Raw genomic sequence first — 16,307 nt, forward strand, 5'->3', positions numbered from 1 at the left:
ATTGAATCTACAGCAGCGATTTTCAACTTATCGCCGGAACCCACCGTGATATGCGCCAGTGGGTGGCAGAAGGACGTTTTCGTGAAGATCTCTATGCCCGTATTAATATGTGGAGCTTTGCCTTACCCGGCCTTGCCCAACGGAAAGAAGACATCACGCCGAATGTTGACTACGAACTTCAACGTTTCTCTCGCGAAAGCCAGACGCAAATCCGCTTCGATAAAGAGGCACGCGAAGGCTATCTGGCCTTTGCCTGTTCCAGCAGAGCGCTGTGGCGGGGCAACTTTCGCGAACTGAGCGCCAGCGTCGCACGCATGGCGACGCTGGCGGAACGAGGGCGTATTACTCAGGATCTGGTGCTGGAGGAGATTTCCCGGCTTCAGACCGACTGGCAAACTGACGTGCCACAGCCTGCAACTGACATGGAGATTGACCTCTTTGACCAGCGGCAACTGGAAACGGTGCTGGAGGTTTGTCGCCGCAGCGCATCGTTGTCTGAAGCCGGACGTGAGCTGTTTGCCGTTTCACGGCTCAAAAAAGCCAATCCTAACGACGCCGACCGACTGCGCAAATATCTGGCTCGCTTTAGTCTGAGCTGGGAAAGCATCCGGTCATAATTCATTTGAATATTACTTCCTTACGCGATAAACAATAACTATAGCCGGGCTCGATCCCGGCTTTTTATAACAAACACACGCAACATTCATCGCAAGGAAATCATTATGTTATCCGCTATTACGCGGCTGTTCCCGTTATGGGCGCTGCTGCTCTCCGTACTCGCGTATTACACGCCCACCACGTTCACCGGTATTGGTCCGTGGGTCGCCACGCTGCTGATGCTGATCATGTTCGGTATGGGTGTGCATCTGAAAGTAGACGATTTTAAGCGCGTGCTGTCTCGCCCTGCGCCCGTCGCGGCAGGAATATTCCTGCACTACCTGGTGATGCCGCTCGCGGCGTGGCTGCTGGCGATGGTCTTTAAGATGCCGCCCGACCTCTCCGCCGGGATGGTGCTGGTGGGCAGCGTCGCCAGCGGCACGGCATCCAACGTCATGATCTATCTGGCGAAAGGCGACGTGGCGCTCTCCGTCACTATCTCGTCCGTCTCCACGCTGGTTGGCGTGATTGCCACGCCGCTGTTAACCCGCCTGTACGTGGATGCGCATATTCAGGTGGACGTGATGGGGATGCTGCTGAGCATTCTGCAGATTGTAGTAATCCCGATTGCGCTGGGACTGGTCATTCACCACCTGTTCCCGCGCGTGGTGAAGGCCGTTGAGCCGTACCTGCCCGCGTTTTCGATGGTCTGTATTCTGGCGATCATCAGCGCCGTGGTGGCGGGTTCCGCCTCGCACATAGCTTCCGTGGGCTTTGTGGTGATCGTTGCGGTAGTGCTGCATAACACCATTGGCCTGCTGGGCGGCTACTGGGGGGGGAAACTGTTTGGCTTCGACGAATCGACCTGCCGCACGCTGGCAATCGAGGTAGGGATGCAGAACTCCGGCCTGGCGGCGGCGCTCGGCAAAATCTACTTCTCGCCGCTGGCGGCCCTGCCGGGTGCGCTGTTCTCCGTCTGGCACAACCTCTCCGGCTCGCTGCTGGCGGGCTACTGGTCCGGCAAACCGATTGAGGAACAAACGAAAAAAGATGCGGTGAAACAGGGTTAATTGACTCAGCTTGCTTTACACTGAAGCCTCTCTCTCAGGAGGCTTCAGCAATGGCGACACCACGTTTGACCCAGAAAGACATGACGGAAGCCGAGCAGCGCGAACTGAAAACGCTTCTCGACCGCGCCCGCATCGCGCATGGCCGTACGCTGACCAACGCCGAAACCAATCAGGTGAAAAAAGAGTACATCGATAAACTGATGGCGCAGCGTGACGCCGAGGCGAAAAAAGCCCGCAAGCTGAAAAAGCAGCAGGCTTATAAGCCGGATACTGAAACGACCTTTTCCTGGTCGGCCAATACCTCTACCCGTGGAAGGCGCTAGCTAGCGCCCTTTCTTTTTACGGCCAGGCTGGGTAAATCGCTTCCCGTTACCCGGTTTGCCGCGTCCTTTCTCTTCCGCCTGCGGCGCCTTCACGACCGGACGTTTAATCGCCTGGGTTTTCGGTTTTGCTTTGGCCTTCGGCTTCGCTTCGGACGAGGAATTCTCGATAAGCTTGAACAGCTCAATCAGTTCGTCGTCCGTTAAGTCGCGCCATTCGCCCAGCGGAATGCCAGTCAGGCTGACGTTCATGATGCGCGTGCGCTCAAGCTTCGTCACTTCATAACCGAAGTACTCGCACATGCGGCGGATCTGGCGGTTTAAGCCCTGCACAAGGGTAATACGGAACGCAAACGGCGCTTCTTTCTTCACCTTACACTTTTTCGTAACGGTACCGAGGATCGGCACACCGGCGCCCATACCGCGAATAAAGTCGTCCGTGACCGGCTTATTCACCGTCACAATGTACTCTTTCTCGTGATCGTTACCGGCACGCAGGATCTTGTTGACCAGATCGCCGTGGTTGGTGAGGAAAATCAGCCCCTGAGAGTCTTTATCCAGACGGCCAATCGGAAAGATACGGCTGCTGTGGTTCACGAAATCAACGATGTTGTCCCGCTCACCGTCTTCCGTGGTGCTGACAATCCCAACCGGTTTGTTCAACGCGATAAACACCAGGTCTTCGGCATCACGCGGTTCGATGAGCTGACCATTCACTTTAACCACGTCGCCAGGCATCACCTGGTCACCAATCGTGGCGCGTTTGCCGTTGAGGAACACATTACCTTGTTCAATGTAACGGTCCGCCTCGCGACGTGAGCAGATCCCGCTCTCGCTAATGTATTTGTTTAATCGGGTTGATTGAGTTGGCAGCATAGTTTCTCCTGTGAAGGGCGAAATATACCTTAGGTATGGGCTGGAAAAAAAGATTAGCCGACGGTAACTGAGACGGGTTTTTTAGTTTGCGAGACGCTTTCAGGATTTTGCATCCTGTCATTTACCCATGTGTTCAAGCCTTTTAGTTTTACTCTCCATGGAGAAGTGTTTGTAGTTTATAAATCACAGGGAGTAATATGAAGGAGATTGTTCAGACAGAATCCTTCCGACGCTGGGAGCAAAACTTAAAAGATCGACGAGCGAAGACCATTATCGCTTCCCGCCTCTTTCGGTTGGCAAATGGCTTAGCGGGCGACGTTAAACCCGTGGGAGAAGGTATAAGTGAGCTAAGGATCCACTTTGGTCCGGGCTACAGGATCTATTTTAAAGACCAGGGCAATTACATCATCGTGCTGTTATGTGGTGGTGACAAAAGCAGCCAGGCCAGAGACATACTGATGGCAAAAATGCTGAGCAATGTATCCCAATGGCAGGAGTGAATGAGCATGCATAAATTAACACCTTACGATCCCGCCAACGCGTTGGTGGATGACGAGGAAATCGCCGTGTTTATCGCTGATGCACTAGAAACAGGCGACTCGACATATATCGCTAAAGCCCTTGGTGTTGTCGCGCGAGCCAAAGGCATGTCGAACATTTCACAGCAAACCGGTTTATCACGTGAGCAGCTTTATCGGTCATTCAGTGATAAAGGAAACCCAACGCTCAAAACCACGCTCGCGGTCATGAAAGCATTGGGTTTTGGGCTAACGCTCAAACACGCCGGGGATTAATACTCATCCCGCTGGTCATCTTCATCCGGCTGTTCCATCACGCTGTAGGCCACCGCACAGAACAACGAGTTGAGGCGCTTCATATCCCCCAGCAGCCCCAGGTGGAGTGAGCTGGTCTCGATACTCTGCACGTTCTGCTGATGCAGGCGCTCAACGTGGGCGTGCGAGTAGCGGCGGTTAAGAATGCGGAAGCGATGCTTGTTGCGGCGCAGGCGGCGCGCGCTCGGCACGTCGCTGGAGAAGAAGACCAGCATCGCCAGCTTGAGGTTGCTGACCAGCTGTTCGTGCAGCGCTTCAAGCTCTTTTAAGCCTTCAACGGAGAACGCCCGGCGGGCGGCCAGCGACTTATCGGCAATCTCGCTGCCCATGCGCTCAACGATATCGGAGGCCTGCTCAAGGTTGAGCGACATCTCAATGATTTCCGCCCAGCGGCGGGACTCCTCCTCCGCCAGCTCGTCCTGCGGCATGCGGGCCAGGTAAAGCTTAATGGCGGTATAGAGCACGTTGATATCGTCCGCCAGTCTGCGCAGCTCTTTCTCCTCTCGCGGCTCGCCGTGCATCACCTTTTGCAGCCCTTCGAGCATGGTTTCCATGGCGTCGCCCATGCGCAGCGTCTCGCGCGCGGCATTCGCCAGCGCCAGCGCCGGGGTGTCCAGCGCGGAGGTATCCAGATGCTTTGGCTTCAGGCGGGCGTCCAGCTCCGGTTCGTCCTGAATGAGTCGCTCGCAGAAGCGGGCCATCGACCCGGCAAAAGGGACCATCGCCAGGCAGCGCACCAGGTTGTAGAACACGTGGAAGTAGATCACCAGCTCCGCCTTCGGCAGCGGGAGGTTGTCCATCAGGTTCGCCAGCGGATGGATAAAGGGCAGGATAATCAGGCTGCCCACCAGCTTAAACAGCAGGCTACCGAGCGCCACGCGGCGGGCGGCAGCGTTGGCGGCGCTGTTATTGAGCATCGCCAGCAGGCCAGAGCCGAGGTTGGCACCGATCACCAGACACAGCGCGACCGGGAAGGAGATCGCCCCGGCGGCGGTGAGCGTGGCCGTCAGCAGCACGGCGGCCAGGCTGGAGTAGCTGACGATGGCAAACACCGCGCCAATCAGCGCGTCGAGCATGATGTCCCCGGTCAGGGAAGCGAAGATGACCTGAACGCCGTTGGCCTCGGTAATCGGGGTGACCGCCTGCACAATCAGCTCCAGCGCCAGCAGAATCAGCCCCAGGCCAATGCCCACGCGTCCAAGCTGGCCGGCCCGCGTCTGTTTGCGGCCGAGGAAAAAGATGACGCCGACAAAAATCAGCAGCGGCGACAGCCAGGAGAGGTCAAACGTCAGGATACGCGCCATCAGCGCGGTACCCACATCAGCCCCCAGCACAATGACCAGCGCCGGGGCCAGCGCCACCAGATCCTGCGCCACAAAGGAGGTGACAAGCAGGGTTGTGGCATTGCTGCTCTGAACCAGTGCCGTTACGCCAATGCCCGCGCAGAAGGCGAGCGGCTTCTTCTCAACGCTGCTGCTGAGAACGGTACGTAAACGGGCACCAAATACGCGCATCACGCCGGTACGGACAATATGGGTGCCCCATACGAGCAGTGCGACTGCAGAGAGCAGATGTAACAGGGTCAGCACGGATGGTTTTCCTCCTTATCTTTATCGGTTTTCCTGAGGTTCCCTGCGCGTTGCCATGTCGGATGACGGCGACGCCTTATCCGACCTACGCACAGGCCCGGTAAGCGCACCGCCACCGGGTGCCAGGGATAGAACCTTATTTCAGTATAAGGGGTTAAGCGTAAGAAAGAGACAAGGCACCCATGAGGTGCCCTGTTTGTTGTAAGGAAAAGTGACGTTAGTCTGCGTCGTAGCCTAAGTTCGGTGCCAGCCAGCGCTCTACTTCTGACACGCTCATGCCTTTGCGCAGGGCGTAATCTTCAATCTGATCGCGCTGAAGCTGCGCCACGGCAAAGTACTTGCTGTCCGGGTGGCTGAAGTACCAGCCGGAGACGGATGCGCCCGGCCACATGGCGTACGACTCGGTGAGCTTCATCCCGGTATGGGCTTCGACGTCCAGCAGTTGCCAGATCGTGCCCTTTTCGGTGTGTTCCGGACAGGCCGGGTAGCCCGGCGCCGGACGAATCCCCTGGTAGTTTTCGCGGATCAACTCCTCGTTGCTGAGGTTTTCGTTCGCCGCGTAGCCCCAGTGCACCTTACGCACGCGCTCGTGCAGGTACTCGGCGAAGGCTTCCGCCAGGCGGTCGGCGATCGCTTTCACCATGATTTTATTGTAATCATCGTGCTGCGCTTCGAACGCGTCCGCCAGCGCATCTTCTTCCAGACCGCCGGTTACCGCAAAGGCGCCAATATAGTCGGCTTTACCGCTCAGCTTCGGCGCGACAAAATCGGCCAGGCAGTAGTTGGCAAAGCCCACTTTCTCGGTTTGCTGGCGCAGATGGCGGCTGACTGCCAGCACGTGAGTGCGGGTTTCATCGCGGTAAATTTCGATGTCGTCACCCACGCGGTTGGCCGGGAACAGCCCCACCACGCCGCGTGGGTTGAGGGTTTTCTCCGCGCTCAGCCTGTCGAGCATGTCGTTGGCATCGTTAAACAGGCGTTTCGCCTCCTCGCCCACCACCTCATCTTCCAGAATGCGCGGATATTTGCCCGCGAGCGACCAGGTCATAAAGAACGGCGTCCAGTCGATGTAGTTGCGCAGCGTTTCGATGCTGGCACTGACCTCCTGAACGCCCAGGCGATGCGCGACCGGCGGCGTATAGCTCGACCAGTCAAACGCCAGATCGTTATCGCGCGCCGCCTGGAGTGAAACTGGCGGGGTGCGCGGTTTCTTGCGCCCGTGCTGGATGCGAACGGTTTCGTACTCTTTGCGGGTGCGCTCAACAAACTCGTCGCGCTGGGTGTCAGAGAGCAGCGCGGAGACCACGCCCACCGTGCGCGAGGCGTTCTGCACGTAGACCGTCGGCCCGCTGTAGTTCTGCTCGATTTTCACCGCCGTGTGCGCCTTGGAGGTGGTCGCGCCGCCAATCAGCAGCGGAATGGTGAAGCCCTGACGCTCCATCTCCTTCGCCACGTTAACCATCTCGTCCAGCGACGGGGTGATCAGCCCGGAGAGGCCAATCAGGTCGGCATTCACTTCGCGCGCGGTCTTGAGGATTTTATCCGCCGGGACCATCACGCCAAGGTCGATAATCTCGTAGTTATTGCACTGCAGCACCACGCCGACGATGTTCTTGCCGATGTCGTGCACGTCGCCCTTCACGGTGGCGATGACCATTTTGCCGTTGCTGGAGCCTTTCTCTTTGCTGGCTTCGATAAACGGCTCCAGGTACGCCACGGCCTGCTTCATCACGCGCGCGGATTTCACCACCTGCGGCAGGAACATTTTGCCCTCGCCGAACAGATCGCCCACCACGTTCATGCCGTCCATCAGCGGCCCTTCGATCACTTCAATCGGGCGGGCTGACTGCTGACGCGCCTCTTCGGTGTCCTGCTCGATAAACTCGGTGATGCCTTTTACCAGCGAATATTCCAGACGTTTTTTCACGTCCCAGGCGCGCCACTCGGCCTGCTGAACGTTGGCTGCGTCATCCGACTTGCTGCCGCGGTATTTTTCTGCCAGGTCAAGCAGCCGCTCGGTCGCGTCGTCGCGGCGGTTGAGGATCACGTCTTCCACCGCGTCGCGCAGCTCGGCGGGCAGGTCGTCATAAATTGCCAGCTGTCCGGCGTTGACGATCCCCATGTCCATCCCGTTGCGGATGGCGTAGTAGAGGAACACGGCGTGGATCGCTTCGCGCACCGGGTCGTTGCCGCGGAACGAGAACGAGACGTTCGATACGCCGCCGGAGATGAGGGCATGCGGCAGCTCGCGCTTGATGTCCTCGCACGCGCCGATAAAGTCCTGGGCGTAGTTGTTGTGCTCTTCGATGCCGGTCGCCACGGCGAAGATGTTCGGGTCAAAGATGATGTCTTCCGGCGGGAAGCCTACCTCTTCGGTCAGTATTTTGTATGCGCGGCGGCAAATCTCAATTTTACGCGCGCGAGTGTCGGCCTGGCCCACTTCGTCAAAAGCCATCACCACCACCGCAGCACCGTAGCGGCGGACCTGCTTCGCGTGGTGGATGAAGACATCCACGCCCTCTTTCATCGAGATAGAGTTGACGATGCCTTTACCCTGAATGCACTTCAGCCCCTTCTCGATCACCTCCCATTTGGAGGAGTCGATCATGATCGGCACGCGGGCGATGTCCGGCTCACCGGCAATCAGGTTGAGGAAACGCACCATCGCCGCCTCGGCATCGAGCATCCCCTCATCCATGTTGATATCGATAATCTGCGCGCCGCTTTCCACCTGCTGGCGGGCAACGTCCAGCGCTTCGCTGTACTTCTCTTCTTTGATCAGACGCTTGAACTTCGCGGAGCCGGTGACGTTTGTACGCTCACCCACGTTCACAAACAGGCTGTCGTCGCCGATGGTTAACGGCTCAAGGCCCGAGAGGCGACAGGCAACCGGCAGCTCGGGCAGCTTGCGCGGCGGCAGTCCGGCCACGGCGTTGCTCATGGCGGCGATGTGCTCCGGCGTGGTGCCGCAGCAGCCGCCGACGATGTTGAGAAATCCAGACTCGGCCCACTCGCGGATTTGTGCCGCCATGGTGTCGGCATCCAGATCGTATTCACCGAAGGCGTTCGGCAGACCGGCGTTCGGGTGCGCGGTAACGTAGCATTCCGCAATGCGCGACAGCTCCTGCACGTACTGGCGCAGCTCGTCCGGGCCCAGCGCGCAGTTCAGGCCGAAGGAGAGCGCGTCGGCGTGGCGCAGGGAGTTATAAAACGCTTCGGTGGTCTGGCCGGACAGGGTACGGCCGGAGGCATCGGTGATGGTGCCGGAAATCATAATCGGCAGGTCAACGCCCAGCGCCTCGAACTCCTCTTTCACCGCGTAAATCGCGGCCTTGGCGTTGAGGGTGTCGAATACCGTTTCAATCAGGATCAGATCGGAACCGCCTTCCACCAGCGCTCTGGTCGATTCACGGTAGGCAACAACCAGCTGGTCAAAGGTGATATTACGAAACGCCGGGTCGTTGACGTCCGGTGAAATCGACGCGGTGCGGTTGGTTGGGCCAAGCACCCCGGCAACGTAGCGCGGCTTGTCCGGCGTGCGGGCCGTCCACTCGTCGGCGCAGGCGCGCGCAAGCTTTGCGGCTTCAAAGTTGATCTCCGCCGACAGGGATTCCATCTGGTAATCCGCCATGGCGATGGTTGTCGAGTTAAAGGTGTTGGTTTCAACGATATCCGCACCCGCTTCGAAGTAGGCGTTGTGGATATCCTTGATCACGGACGGCTTGCTGAGCACCAGCAGGTCGTTGTTCCCTTTCAGGTCGCAGGGCCAGTCGGCGAAGCGTTCGCCGCGGAAGTCGTCTTCACTCAGACGATAACCCTGGATCATGGTGCCCATGCCGCCGTCCAGCACCAGAATTCGTTCATTTAACTGCGCACGCAGTTGCTCTACTTTGCTGCTCACACTTGCTCCCGACAACGCTCAACAAGGCCAAAAGGCTGCGTTCCATACTGGCACAATCTCGCAGGGTGGAAAAGTCGCTCAGCGGTAACATGAGACATGTTCACTATCACTCCTCCGATCAGTCAGGATAACGGTTGCAAATTCACCAAATAAAACGAAAATGATTTCCACGATACAGAAAAAGGAGATCGTCATGGTCGCGACCGTTCCCGCTAAACGCGGCAGAAAACCTGCTGCCACCACCGCTGCCGCACAACAGGGTGGACAGGTTCAATCGCTCACACGCGGTCTGAAGCTGCTGGAGTGGATAGCCGAGTCGCACAGCAGCGTGGCCCTGACGGAGCTGGCCCAGCAGGCTGGCCTGCCGAATTCCACGACGCACCGCCTGCTGACCACCATGCAGCAGCTGGGCTTTGTCCGCCAGGTAGGCGAGCTGGGGCACTGGGCGGTGGGCGCGCATGCGTTTATCGTGGGCAGCAGCTTCCTGCAGAGCCGTAACCTGCTGGCGATTGTGCACCCGATTCTGCGCAAATTGATGGAAGAGTCGGGCGAGACCGTGAATCTGGCCGTGCTCGACCAGAGCGACCATCAGGCGATTATCATCGACCAGGTGCAATGCACGCAGCTGATGCGCATGTCCGCGCCGATTGGCGGCAAGCTGCCGATGCATGCCTCAGGGGCGGGTAAAGCGTTCCTCTCGCAACTGACCGAGGAGCAGGTGACGGGGCTGCTGCACCGTAAAGGACTGCATGCCTATACCCACGCCACGCTGGTTTCGCCGGTGCATCTGAAAGAAGACCTGGCCCTGACCCGCAAGCGCGGTTATTCGTTTGACGACGAGGAGCACGCCCTCGGCCTGCGCTGTATCGCAGCCTGCATTTTTGACGAGCACCGCGAGCCGTTTGCCGCCATCTCTATTTCCGGGCCGATTTCACGTATGACCGACGATCGGGTCACTGAGTTGGGTGCGCTGGTGATTAAGGCGGCGAAAGAGGTCACGCTGGCGTACGGTGGGATTCGTTAAGCATGCATTGCCGGGTGGCGGCTTCGCCTTACCCGGCCTACATGATGCCCTCTGAAAACCGGATGCAAAACCGCTGCTTGCGGCGGTAAGCGTACACATCTTCCACGTGCCCGTTTTTGATCCGCGTTTGCAGTCCCCGCCAGTAGCTGGCGCGAAACAGATCGGCATGCATCTCTTCGAATAGCGGCCCGATGCGCGGATCGGCGCAGAGCCAGTGGCGAAACTCTTCGGGAAACACATCGCCCGGCGAAACGCTGTACCACGGCTCGCTGGAAAGCTCATCTTCCGGGTAGCGGGGCGGTGGGATATCGCGGAAGTTCACCTCGGTCATGTAGCAAATTTCGTCGTAATCGTAGAACACTACCCGTCCGTGACGGGTGACGCCGAAGTTTTTGAACAGCATATCGCCCGGGAAGATATTGGCGGCGGCAAGCTGGCGAATCGCGTTGCCGTACTCTTCAATCGCATCTCTTAAAGCCTGACCGTCGGACTGCTCCAGCCAGATATTCAGCGGCACCATGCGTCGTTCAATGTAGAGATGGCTGATCGCGATTTTATCGCCAAGATCGGTGATTTTGGCGGGTGCTTCCTGCAGTAAAAGCGCCATGAGCGCCGGATCGATCTGCTGCTTATCCAGCACAAAATTTTCGAACTCCTGGGTATCCGCCATGCGCCCAACGCGGTCGTGCTCCTTAACCAGCTGGTAGCAGGCGCGGACGTGCGCGGCGGTCATCTCTTTCTGCGGCGCGAATCTGTCCTTAATCACCTTAAAGACCCGGTCGAAGCCCGGCAGCGTAAAAACCAGCATCACCATGCCGCGAATGCCGGGCGCTTCGATGAACTGCTCATCGGCCGTGGTGACATAGCGCAGGTACTCCCGGTAGCTTTCCGTTTTAGCGTGCTTCTGGCAGCCAATGGCCATATACAGCTCGGCGGTGGTTTTACCCGGCAGGATCTCGCGCAGCCACTCCACCAGCGCGGCGGGCAGCGGAGCGTACACCATAAAATAGGAACGGGCGAAGCCAAACACGATGCTGGCCTCGGCGCTGGTAGTCAGGCAGGTATCAACAAACAGTTCCCCGTCGTCGGTACGATGAATGGGCAGCAGAAACGGCACAATGGCCGTCGGCGTAACCAGTTTGCCCACCAGCCAGGCGGCTTTATTGCGGTAGAAAAGCTCGTTGGCCACCTGCAAATGGCTGTGGCTGAGCACCTCCGCGCCGAATGCTTCTTTGAGATGGGCGTGGATATACCCGATATCCCGGGTTTTATTCTCCCAGGGCAGGCGCAGCGGCAAATCCGTCAGCACGCGGTGCAGGAGCTTTTCCCATCCGTGCTCGGGAAAGAAATCTTTCGCCAGCGGACGGGGAATGGTACGAAAGCGCCGTTCAGGCTGGGAGCTAAAGATAAATAACCGCTCAGGAGATAATGAGCGGTGGTCAAATAACCGGCAATAGACGGAGTTGAAAAAACTCTCCGCAATCTCGAAGCGCGGGTAGTCGGGTAACAGATGGGTGTAATGCTCTTTTACGCGCAGTAAAAATTCCGCGTCCGGACTTTTACCGTCGGTAATACAGCGCAGCTGCTCCACCACCAGACCCACGTGGTGGTCATAAAGATGGATACGCTGCTTCATGGCCTGCTGAACCGCATGCCAGTCTGCGTGTTCGAAGCGCTGCTGGGCGCCGGAGGTTACTTCCAGAAAACGACCATACTGGGCATCGAAGCCCTGCAAAATAGTTTGGGCAATCAGTAATTCCAGGCCACGCGACATATATTCCCCCTCACCACCAACCCTCTCCCCAGGGGGGAGAGGGGGAAAAGATTAGAACTGTGCTTCTTCCGTTGAACCCGTTAAGGCGGTGACGGAGGAGGTGCCGCCCTGAATAATCGTGGTCACATTATCAAAGTAGCCGGTGCCCACCTCCTGCTGGTGAGACACGAAGGTGTAACCGTCTTTGCCCGCCGCAAATTCCGGCTGCTGCACCTTCTCAACGTAGTGCTTCATGCCCTCACCCTGCGCATAGGCGTGCGCCAGGTCGAACATGTTGAACCACATGCTGTGGATGCCTGCCAGCGTAATGAACTGGTATTTGTAGCCCATGTCGGACAGCTGCTGCTGGAAGCTGGCGATGGTTTTGTCATCCAGCTTTTTCTGCCAGTTGAAGGACGGCGAGCAGTTGTAGGCCAGCAGTTTGCCCGGGTACTTCGCATGAATGGCGTCGGCAAAGCGTTTTGCCAGCGCCAGATCCGGCGTAGAGGTTTCACACCAGACCAGGTCCGCGTACGGCGCGTACGCCAGACCGCGGCTGATCGCCTGCTCAATACCCGCATGGGTGCGATAGAACCCTTCGCTGGTGCGCTCGCCGGTGATGAACTCGCTGTCGTACGGATCGCAGTCAGAGGTGATCAGGTCAGCCGCGTCCGCATCGGTACGGGCAATGACCAGCGTTGGCACGCCGAGCACGTCAGCAGCCAGACGCGCGGCAACCAGCTTCTGCACCGCTTCCTGTGTAGGAACCAGCACCTTACCGCCCATATGTCCGCACTTCTTCACTGACGCCAGCTGGTCTTCGAAGTGAACGGCCGCTGCACCGGCTTCAATCATCGATTTCATCAGCTCAAAGGCGTTCAGCACGCCGCCGAAGCCCGCTTCCGCATCCGCGACGATCGGCAGGAAGTAGTCAATAAAGCGCGGATCGTTGGGTTCGATGCCCGCCGCCCACTGGATCTGATCCGCACGGCGGAAGGTGTTGTTGATCCGATCCACGACCGACGGCACGGAGTTAGCCGGATAGAGCGACTGATCCGGGTACATGCTGGAGGCCAGGTTGGCGTCCGCCGCGACCTGCCAGCCGGAGAGGTAGATAGCCTCAATACCGGCCTTCGCCTGCTGCAGTGCCTGACCGCCGGTCAGCGCACCGAGGCTGTTGATGTAGCCCTTTTTAGAGCCACCGTGCAGCAGCTTCCACATTTTCGCGGCGCCATTTTGCGCCAGCGTACATTCCGGATTGACCGAGCCGCGTAATTTCACCACGTCTTCCGCGCTGTACGGACGGCGGATGCCTTCCCAGCGAGGTTGTGTCCACTCTTTCTTTAATTCTTCGATTTGTTGGGTACGGGTTTTCATGTGCAGATGCTCCATATTGTTATGTGGTGAGTTACGCCAGGAAGCGGTAGCCCGGCAGGGTCAGGAAGTCGATTAAGTCATCTGATGTGGTGATTTGCTCCATCAGGCGCGCAGCGTCGTCAAAACGCCCGCTGCTGAAGCGGTGTTCGCCCAGCTCGTCCTGGATCACCCGCATCTCTTCGGCCAGCATCTGGCGGAACAGGGTCTTGGTCACCGGTTTGCCGTTGCTAAGCGTTTTTTGATGGTGGATCCACTGCCAGATAGAGGTACGTGAGATCTCCGCCGTCGCAGCATCTTCCATCAGACCGTAGATCGGCACGCAGCCGTTGCCGGAGATCCACGCTTCGATGTACTGCACCGCAACGCGGATATTGGCCCGCATGCCCTCTTCCGTCCGTTCGCCCGCGCACGGCGCCAGCAGCTGTTCTTCTGCGATTGGTGCATCGTCTTCACGGGTGACAAACAGCTGGTTTTTGTTGTCGCCGAGCACGCGGTTAAAGACCTCCATCGCCGTATCGGCCAAACCCGGATGGGCGATCCACGTCCCGTCGTGGCCGTTACGTGCTTCAAGCTCTTTGTCGGCTTTCACCTTGTTGAGCACCTGATTGTTGCGCTCTGCGTCTTTGCTCGGGATAAAAGCTGCCATGCCGCCCATCGCAAAGGCACCGCGCTTGTGGCAGGTTTTGATCAGCAGACGCGAATAGGCGCTCAGGAACGGTTTGTCCATGGTGACAACCTGACGATCGGGGAGCACGCGATCGGGATAATTTTTCAGGGTTTTGATGTAGCTGAAAATATAGTCCCAGCGTCCGCAGTTCAGACCCACAATGTGATCGCGCAGGGCGTGCAGGATTTCATGCATCTGGAACACGGCGGGCAGCGTTTCAATCAGCAGGGTGGCTTTGATGGTGCCGCGCGGCAGGTTGAAACGATCTTCCGCATAGCTGAAGACCTCGCTCCACCAGGCTGCTTCCTGCCAGGCCTGCGTTTTAGGAAGATAGAAATACGGGCCGCTGCCTTTCGCCAGCAGGGCTTTGTAGTTGTGGAAGAAATAGAGTGCAAAATCAAACAGGCTTCCTGGAATGGCTTCTCCACGCCAGGTGACATGTTTTTCGGGCAGGTGCAGGCCGCGCACGCGACAGATCAGCACCGCCGGGTTCGGTTTGAGCTGGTATATTTTGCCGGCTTCATTGGTATAGCTGATGGTGCCGTTTACGGCGTCGCGCAGGTTGATCTGCCCCTCGATGACCTTACGCCAGTCCGGCGCCAGCGAGTCTTCAAAATCGGCCATAAAGACTTTAACGTTGGCGTTCATGGCGTTGATCACCATTTTGCGTTCTACCGGACCGGTGATCTCAACGCGACGATCCTGTAAATCTTCAGGGATGCCGCGGATTTTCCACTCACCGCGACGAATGGAAGCGGTTTCCGAAATGAAGCCAGGCAACTTGCCATCGTCAATTTCCTGCTGCTGATGAATACGTGCCGCCAGCAGCTTATTGCGCTGCGGCGTAAAGCGGGTCACCAGTTCAGTCAGAAATTCTACCGCTTCTGCCGTTAATACTTGCTGTTCTTGCTCGCCATACGGCTGGGTAAAGGCCAGTTCATCGACCGTCGTTGCCTGTTGAGTCATTACTCTGCTCCTCATCAAAGATCCAAAATCACGCCCCCGATGCGAACGAAAGATCGTTGGGTAGTTTTCGCTCAGCAGAATTAAGACTATCTCTATTTTTTCTAAAATCAAAAACAATTTCCATTTTAATTATAAATTGCTATTAATTGATTGATTTTATTGAAATTAAAGTTTTAAAGAATGTTGAGTGACATTTCGGAAATAAAAAAGGCACCCGAAGGTGCCTGATTTGAATAGCTGAAACGCTTTAGGATCGTTTAGTGCAGACGATTACTCCAGCGTCGGGTTCATGTGACGCAGATCGTATGGTGTTATCTGGTAGACGTAATAGTTGAGCCAGTTAGTAAAAAGCAAATTCCCGTGGCTGCGCCAGGTCGCTCTCGGTTTGTTTTGCGGATCGTCTTTCGGGAAATAGTTGTAAGGGACATCCGGGTTAAGACCCGCTTCAACATCACGGAAATACTCTGACGCCAGGGTGTGCGGATCGTACTCAGGATGCCCGGTTACGAATGCAATGCGCTTATCTTTACTGGCAAACAGGTAAGCGTCCCCATCTTCCGTTTCGGCCAGGATCTCCAGATCGGTGTAATCACGAATCAGCTGGGCCGGGAAGTCAGCGTAGCGAGAATGCGGGGCCAGGAAAGAATCATCAAACCCGCGCGTCAGCAACGCATGGGGATGGAGAATATGGTGTTCGTATACGCCGGAGAGCTTTTCAGTGCGGGTTTGCTTGGGGATGCCATACAGAATATTCAGTGCTGCCTGTACCGCCCAACAGACAAACAGCGTGGACGTGACGTGATCTTTTGCCCATTCCAGCACCTGTTTGATCTGCGGCCAGTAAGCAACATCGTTAAATTCCACCAGGCCGAGCGGCGCGCCGGTCACAATCAATCCATCAAAATTTTCACCCTGAATGTCATCAAAGTTGCAGTAGAAGTTGTTCAGGTGCTCAGAAGGCGTGTTGCGAGACTCACGGGCGTCGATCCGCAGCAGCTGAATATCAACCTGCAGCGGGGAGTTCGACAGCAGACGCAGGAACTGGTTTTCTGTTTCGATCTTTTTGGGCATCAGATTGAGAATAAGCACCTTCAGCGGGCGAATTTCCTGACCTGTCGCACGTGAAGTCGTCATCACAAAGACATTTTCTTCACGCAAGAAATTGACGGCTGGTAGCTCGTCCTGCACCCGAATCGGCATAGCTTTATATCCTCACAACATACGTATAAACGTTTAGACATCCAGACAGCTAACGATACCCAGAAATGATCGGAATGTCGAGTCTGCAAGGTGAAGGTGAGAAAGTTTCAGGGAGAGGGAGAGGAAGAAAAACA

12 protein-coding genes and 1 pseudogene are annotated in these 16,307 nt (G+C 57.1%); 6 read left to right on the plus strand and 7 right to left on the minus strand.

What is annotated here, in order from left to right; all coding sequences use genetic code 11:
• Positions 1-14 precede the first annotated feature (14 nt).
• From N6P30_RS23310 to N6P30_RS23320, 3 genes and pseudogenes are all read left to right on the plus strand, one after another.
• Positions 15-617: pseudogene (locus tag N6P30_RS23310) on the plus strand (sigma 54-interacting transcriptional regulator); the annotation flags it as partial.
• Positions 618-722: 105 nt separating this feature from the next.
• Positions 723-1,667, plus strand: coding sequence for a ketopantoate/pantoate/pantothenate transporter PanS (gene panS / locus N6P30_RS23315; RefSeq protein ID WP_023293551.1), 945 nt, complete (start codon positions 723-725; stop codon positions 1,665-1,667).
• Between the two features lie 50 nt (positions 1,668-1,717).
• Positions 1,718-1,990 (plus strand): DUF3811 domain-containing protein, encoded by a 273-nt coding sequence (locus tag N6P30_RS23320; protein ID WP_014830263.1) that lies wholly within the window; start codon positions 1,718-1,720, stop codon positions 1,988-1,990.
• Here the strand turns inward: N6P30_RS23320 and rluF are convergent, their stop codons facing one another.
• Positions 1,991-2,863, minus strand: a complete 873-nt coding sequence (gene rluF, locus N6P30_RS23325) for a 23S rRNA pseudouridine(2604) synthase RluF (protein ID WP_023293552.1) — start codon at positions 2,861-2,863, stop codon at positions 1,991-1,993. It abuts the gene before it with no gap.
• Positions 2,864-3,060: 197 nt separating this feature from the next.
• Here rluF and N6P30_RS23330 point away from each other — a divergent pair, with 197 nt between their 5' ends.
• Together N6P30_RS23330 and N6P30_RS23335 are read left to right on the plus strand one after the other, a co-directional pair.
• Positions 3,061-3,363, plus strand: coding sequence for a type II toxin-antitoxin system RelE/ParE family toxin (locus N6P30_RS23330; RefSeq protein ID WP_023293553.1), 303 nt, complete (start codon positions 3,061-3,063; stop codon positions 3,361-3,363).
• 6 nt (positions 3,364-3,369) lie between these two features.
• Positions 3,370-3,657, plus strand: a complete 288-nt coding sequence (locus N6P30_RS23335; RefSeq protein WP_021242718.1) for an addiction module antidote protein — start codon at positions 3,370-3,372, stop codon at positions 3,655-3,657.
• Here N6P30_RS23335 and N6P30_RS23340 read toward each other — a convergent pair.
• Positions 3,654-5,285 carry a Na/Pi cotransporter family protein gene (locus tag N6P30_RS23340; protein ID WP_008503411.1) on the minus strand — a complete coding sequence of 544 codons (1,632 nt, stop codon included), beginning with the start codon at positions 5,283-5,285 and terminating at the stop codon, positions 3,654-3,656. The genes N6P30_RS23335 and N6P30_RS23340 overlap by 4 nt on opposite strands.
• 217 nt (positions 5,286-5,502) lie before the next feature.
• Positions 5,503-9,186 (minus strand): methionine synthase, encoded by a 3,684-nt coding sequence (gene metH, locus N6P30_RS23345; RefSeq protein WP_023293554.1) that lies wholly within the window; start codon positions 9,184-9,186, stop codon positions 5,503-5,505.
• A 193-nt stretch (positions 9,187-9,379) separates the two neighbouring features.
• Between metH and iclR the strand changes: the two genes are divergently transcribed.
• On the plus strand, positions 9,380-10,210 hold the full coding sequence (iclR, locus tag N6P30_RS23350) for a glyoxylate bypass operon transcriptional repressor IclR (protein ID WP_023293555.1): 831 nt from the start codon (positions 9,380-9,382) through the stop codon (positions 10,208-10,210).
• Between the two features lie 37 nt (positions 10,211-10,247).
• Here the strand turns inward: iclR and aceK are convergent, their stop codons facing one another.
• The 4 genes from aceK to metA all read right to left on the minus strand — a co-directional run bounded on the left by aceK (position 10,248) and on the right by metA (position 16,173).
• Complete coding sequence (aceK, locus tag N6P30_RS23355) at positions 10,248-11,984, minus strand: bifunctional isocitrate dehydrogenase kinase/phosphatase (protein ID WP_032664690.1); 1,737 nt, start codon at positions 11,982-11,984, stop codon at positions 10,248-10,250.
• Between the two features lie 51 nt (positions 11,985-12,035).
• The gene (gene aceA / locus N6P30_RS23360) at positions 12,036-13,340 is read right to left on the minus strand and encodes an isocitrate lyase (protein WP_008503407.1); all 1,305 of its coding nucleotides are present in this window, start codon (positions 13,338-13,340) and stop codon (positions 12,036-12,038) included.
• A 31-nt stretch (positions 13,341-13,371) separates the two neighbouring features.
• Positions 13,372-14,973: a malate synthase A gene (aceB, locus tag N6P30_RS23365; RefSeq protein ID WP_023294854.1), complete on the minus strand. Its 1,602-nt coding sequence runs from the start codon at positions 14,971-14,973 to the stop codon at positions 13,372-13,374.
• A 270-nt stretch (positions 14,974-15,243) separates the two neighbouring features.
• A complete protein-coding gene (gene metA, locus N6P30_RS23370; protein WP_008503405.1) occupies positions 15,244-16,173 on the minus strand; it encodes a homoserine O-succinyltransferase in 930 nt (309 codons plus the stop codon).
• Between the last annotated feature and the right edge of the window lie 134 nt (positions 16,174-16,307).

It is taken from the genome of Enterobacter sp. PL1 (assembly GCF_945957325.1).
In the GTDB taxonomy this organism is placed as follows: Bacteria; Pseudomonadota; Gammaproteobacteria; order Enterobacterales; family Enterobacteriaceae; genus Enterobacter; species Enterobacter roggenkampii.

What these genes read in the sequence shown, in the direction of transcription:
- panS (WP_023293551.1), top strand. Translation starts at nt 723, where the DNA reads ATGTTATCCGCTATTACGCGGCTGTTCCCGTTATGGGCGCTGCTGCTC.
- N6P30_RS23320 (WP_014830263.1), top strand. Translation starts at nt 1,718, where the DNA reads ATGGCGACACCACGTTTGACCCAGAAAGACATGACGGAAGCCGAGCAG.
- N6P30_RS23330 (WP_023293553.1), top strand. Translation starts at nt 3,061, where the DNA reads ATGAAGGAGATTGTTCAGACAGAATCCTTCCGACGCTGGGAGCAAAAC.
- iclR (WP_023293555.1), top strand. Translation starts at nt 9,380, where the DNA reads ATGGTCGCGACCGTTCCCGCTAAACGCGGCAGAAAACCTGCTGCCACC.
- aceK (WP_032664690.1), bottom strand. Translation starts at nt 11,984, where the DNA reads ATGTCGCGTGGCCTGGAATTACTGATTGCCCAAACTATTTTGCAGGGC.
- aceB (WP_023294854.1), bottom strand. Translation starts at nt 14,973, where the DNA reads ATGACTCAACAGGCAACGACGGTCGATGAACTGGCCTTTACCCAGCCG.
- N6P30_RS23335 (WP_021242718.1), top strand. Translation starts at nt 3,370, where the DNA reads ATGCATAAATTAACACCTTACGATCCCGCCAACGCGTTGGTGGATGAC.
- rluF (WP_023293552.1), bottom strand. Translation starts at nt 2,863, where the DNA reads ATGCTGCCAACTCAATCAACCCGATTAAACAAATACATTAGCGAGAGC.
- metA (WP_008503405.1), bottom strand. Translation starts at nt 16,173, where the DNA reads ATGCCGATTCGGGTGCAGGACGAGCTACCAGCCGTCAATTTCTTGCGT.
- aceA (WP_008503407.1), bottom strand. Translation starts at nt 13,340, where the DNA reads ATGAAAACCCGTACCCAACAAATCGAAGAATTAAAGAAAGAGTGGACA.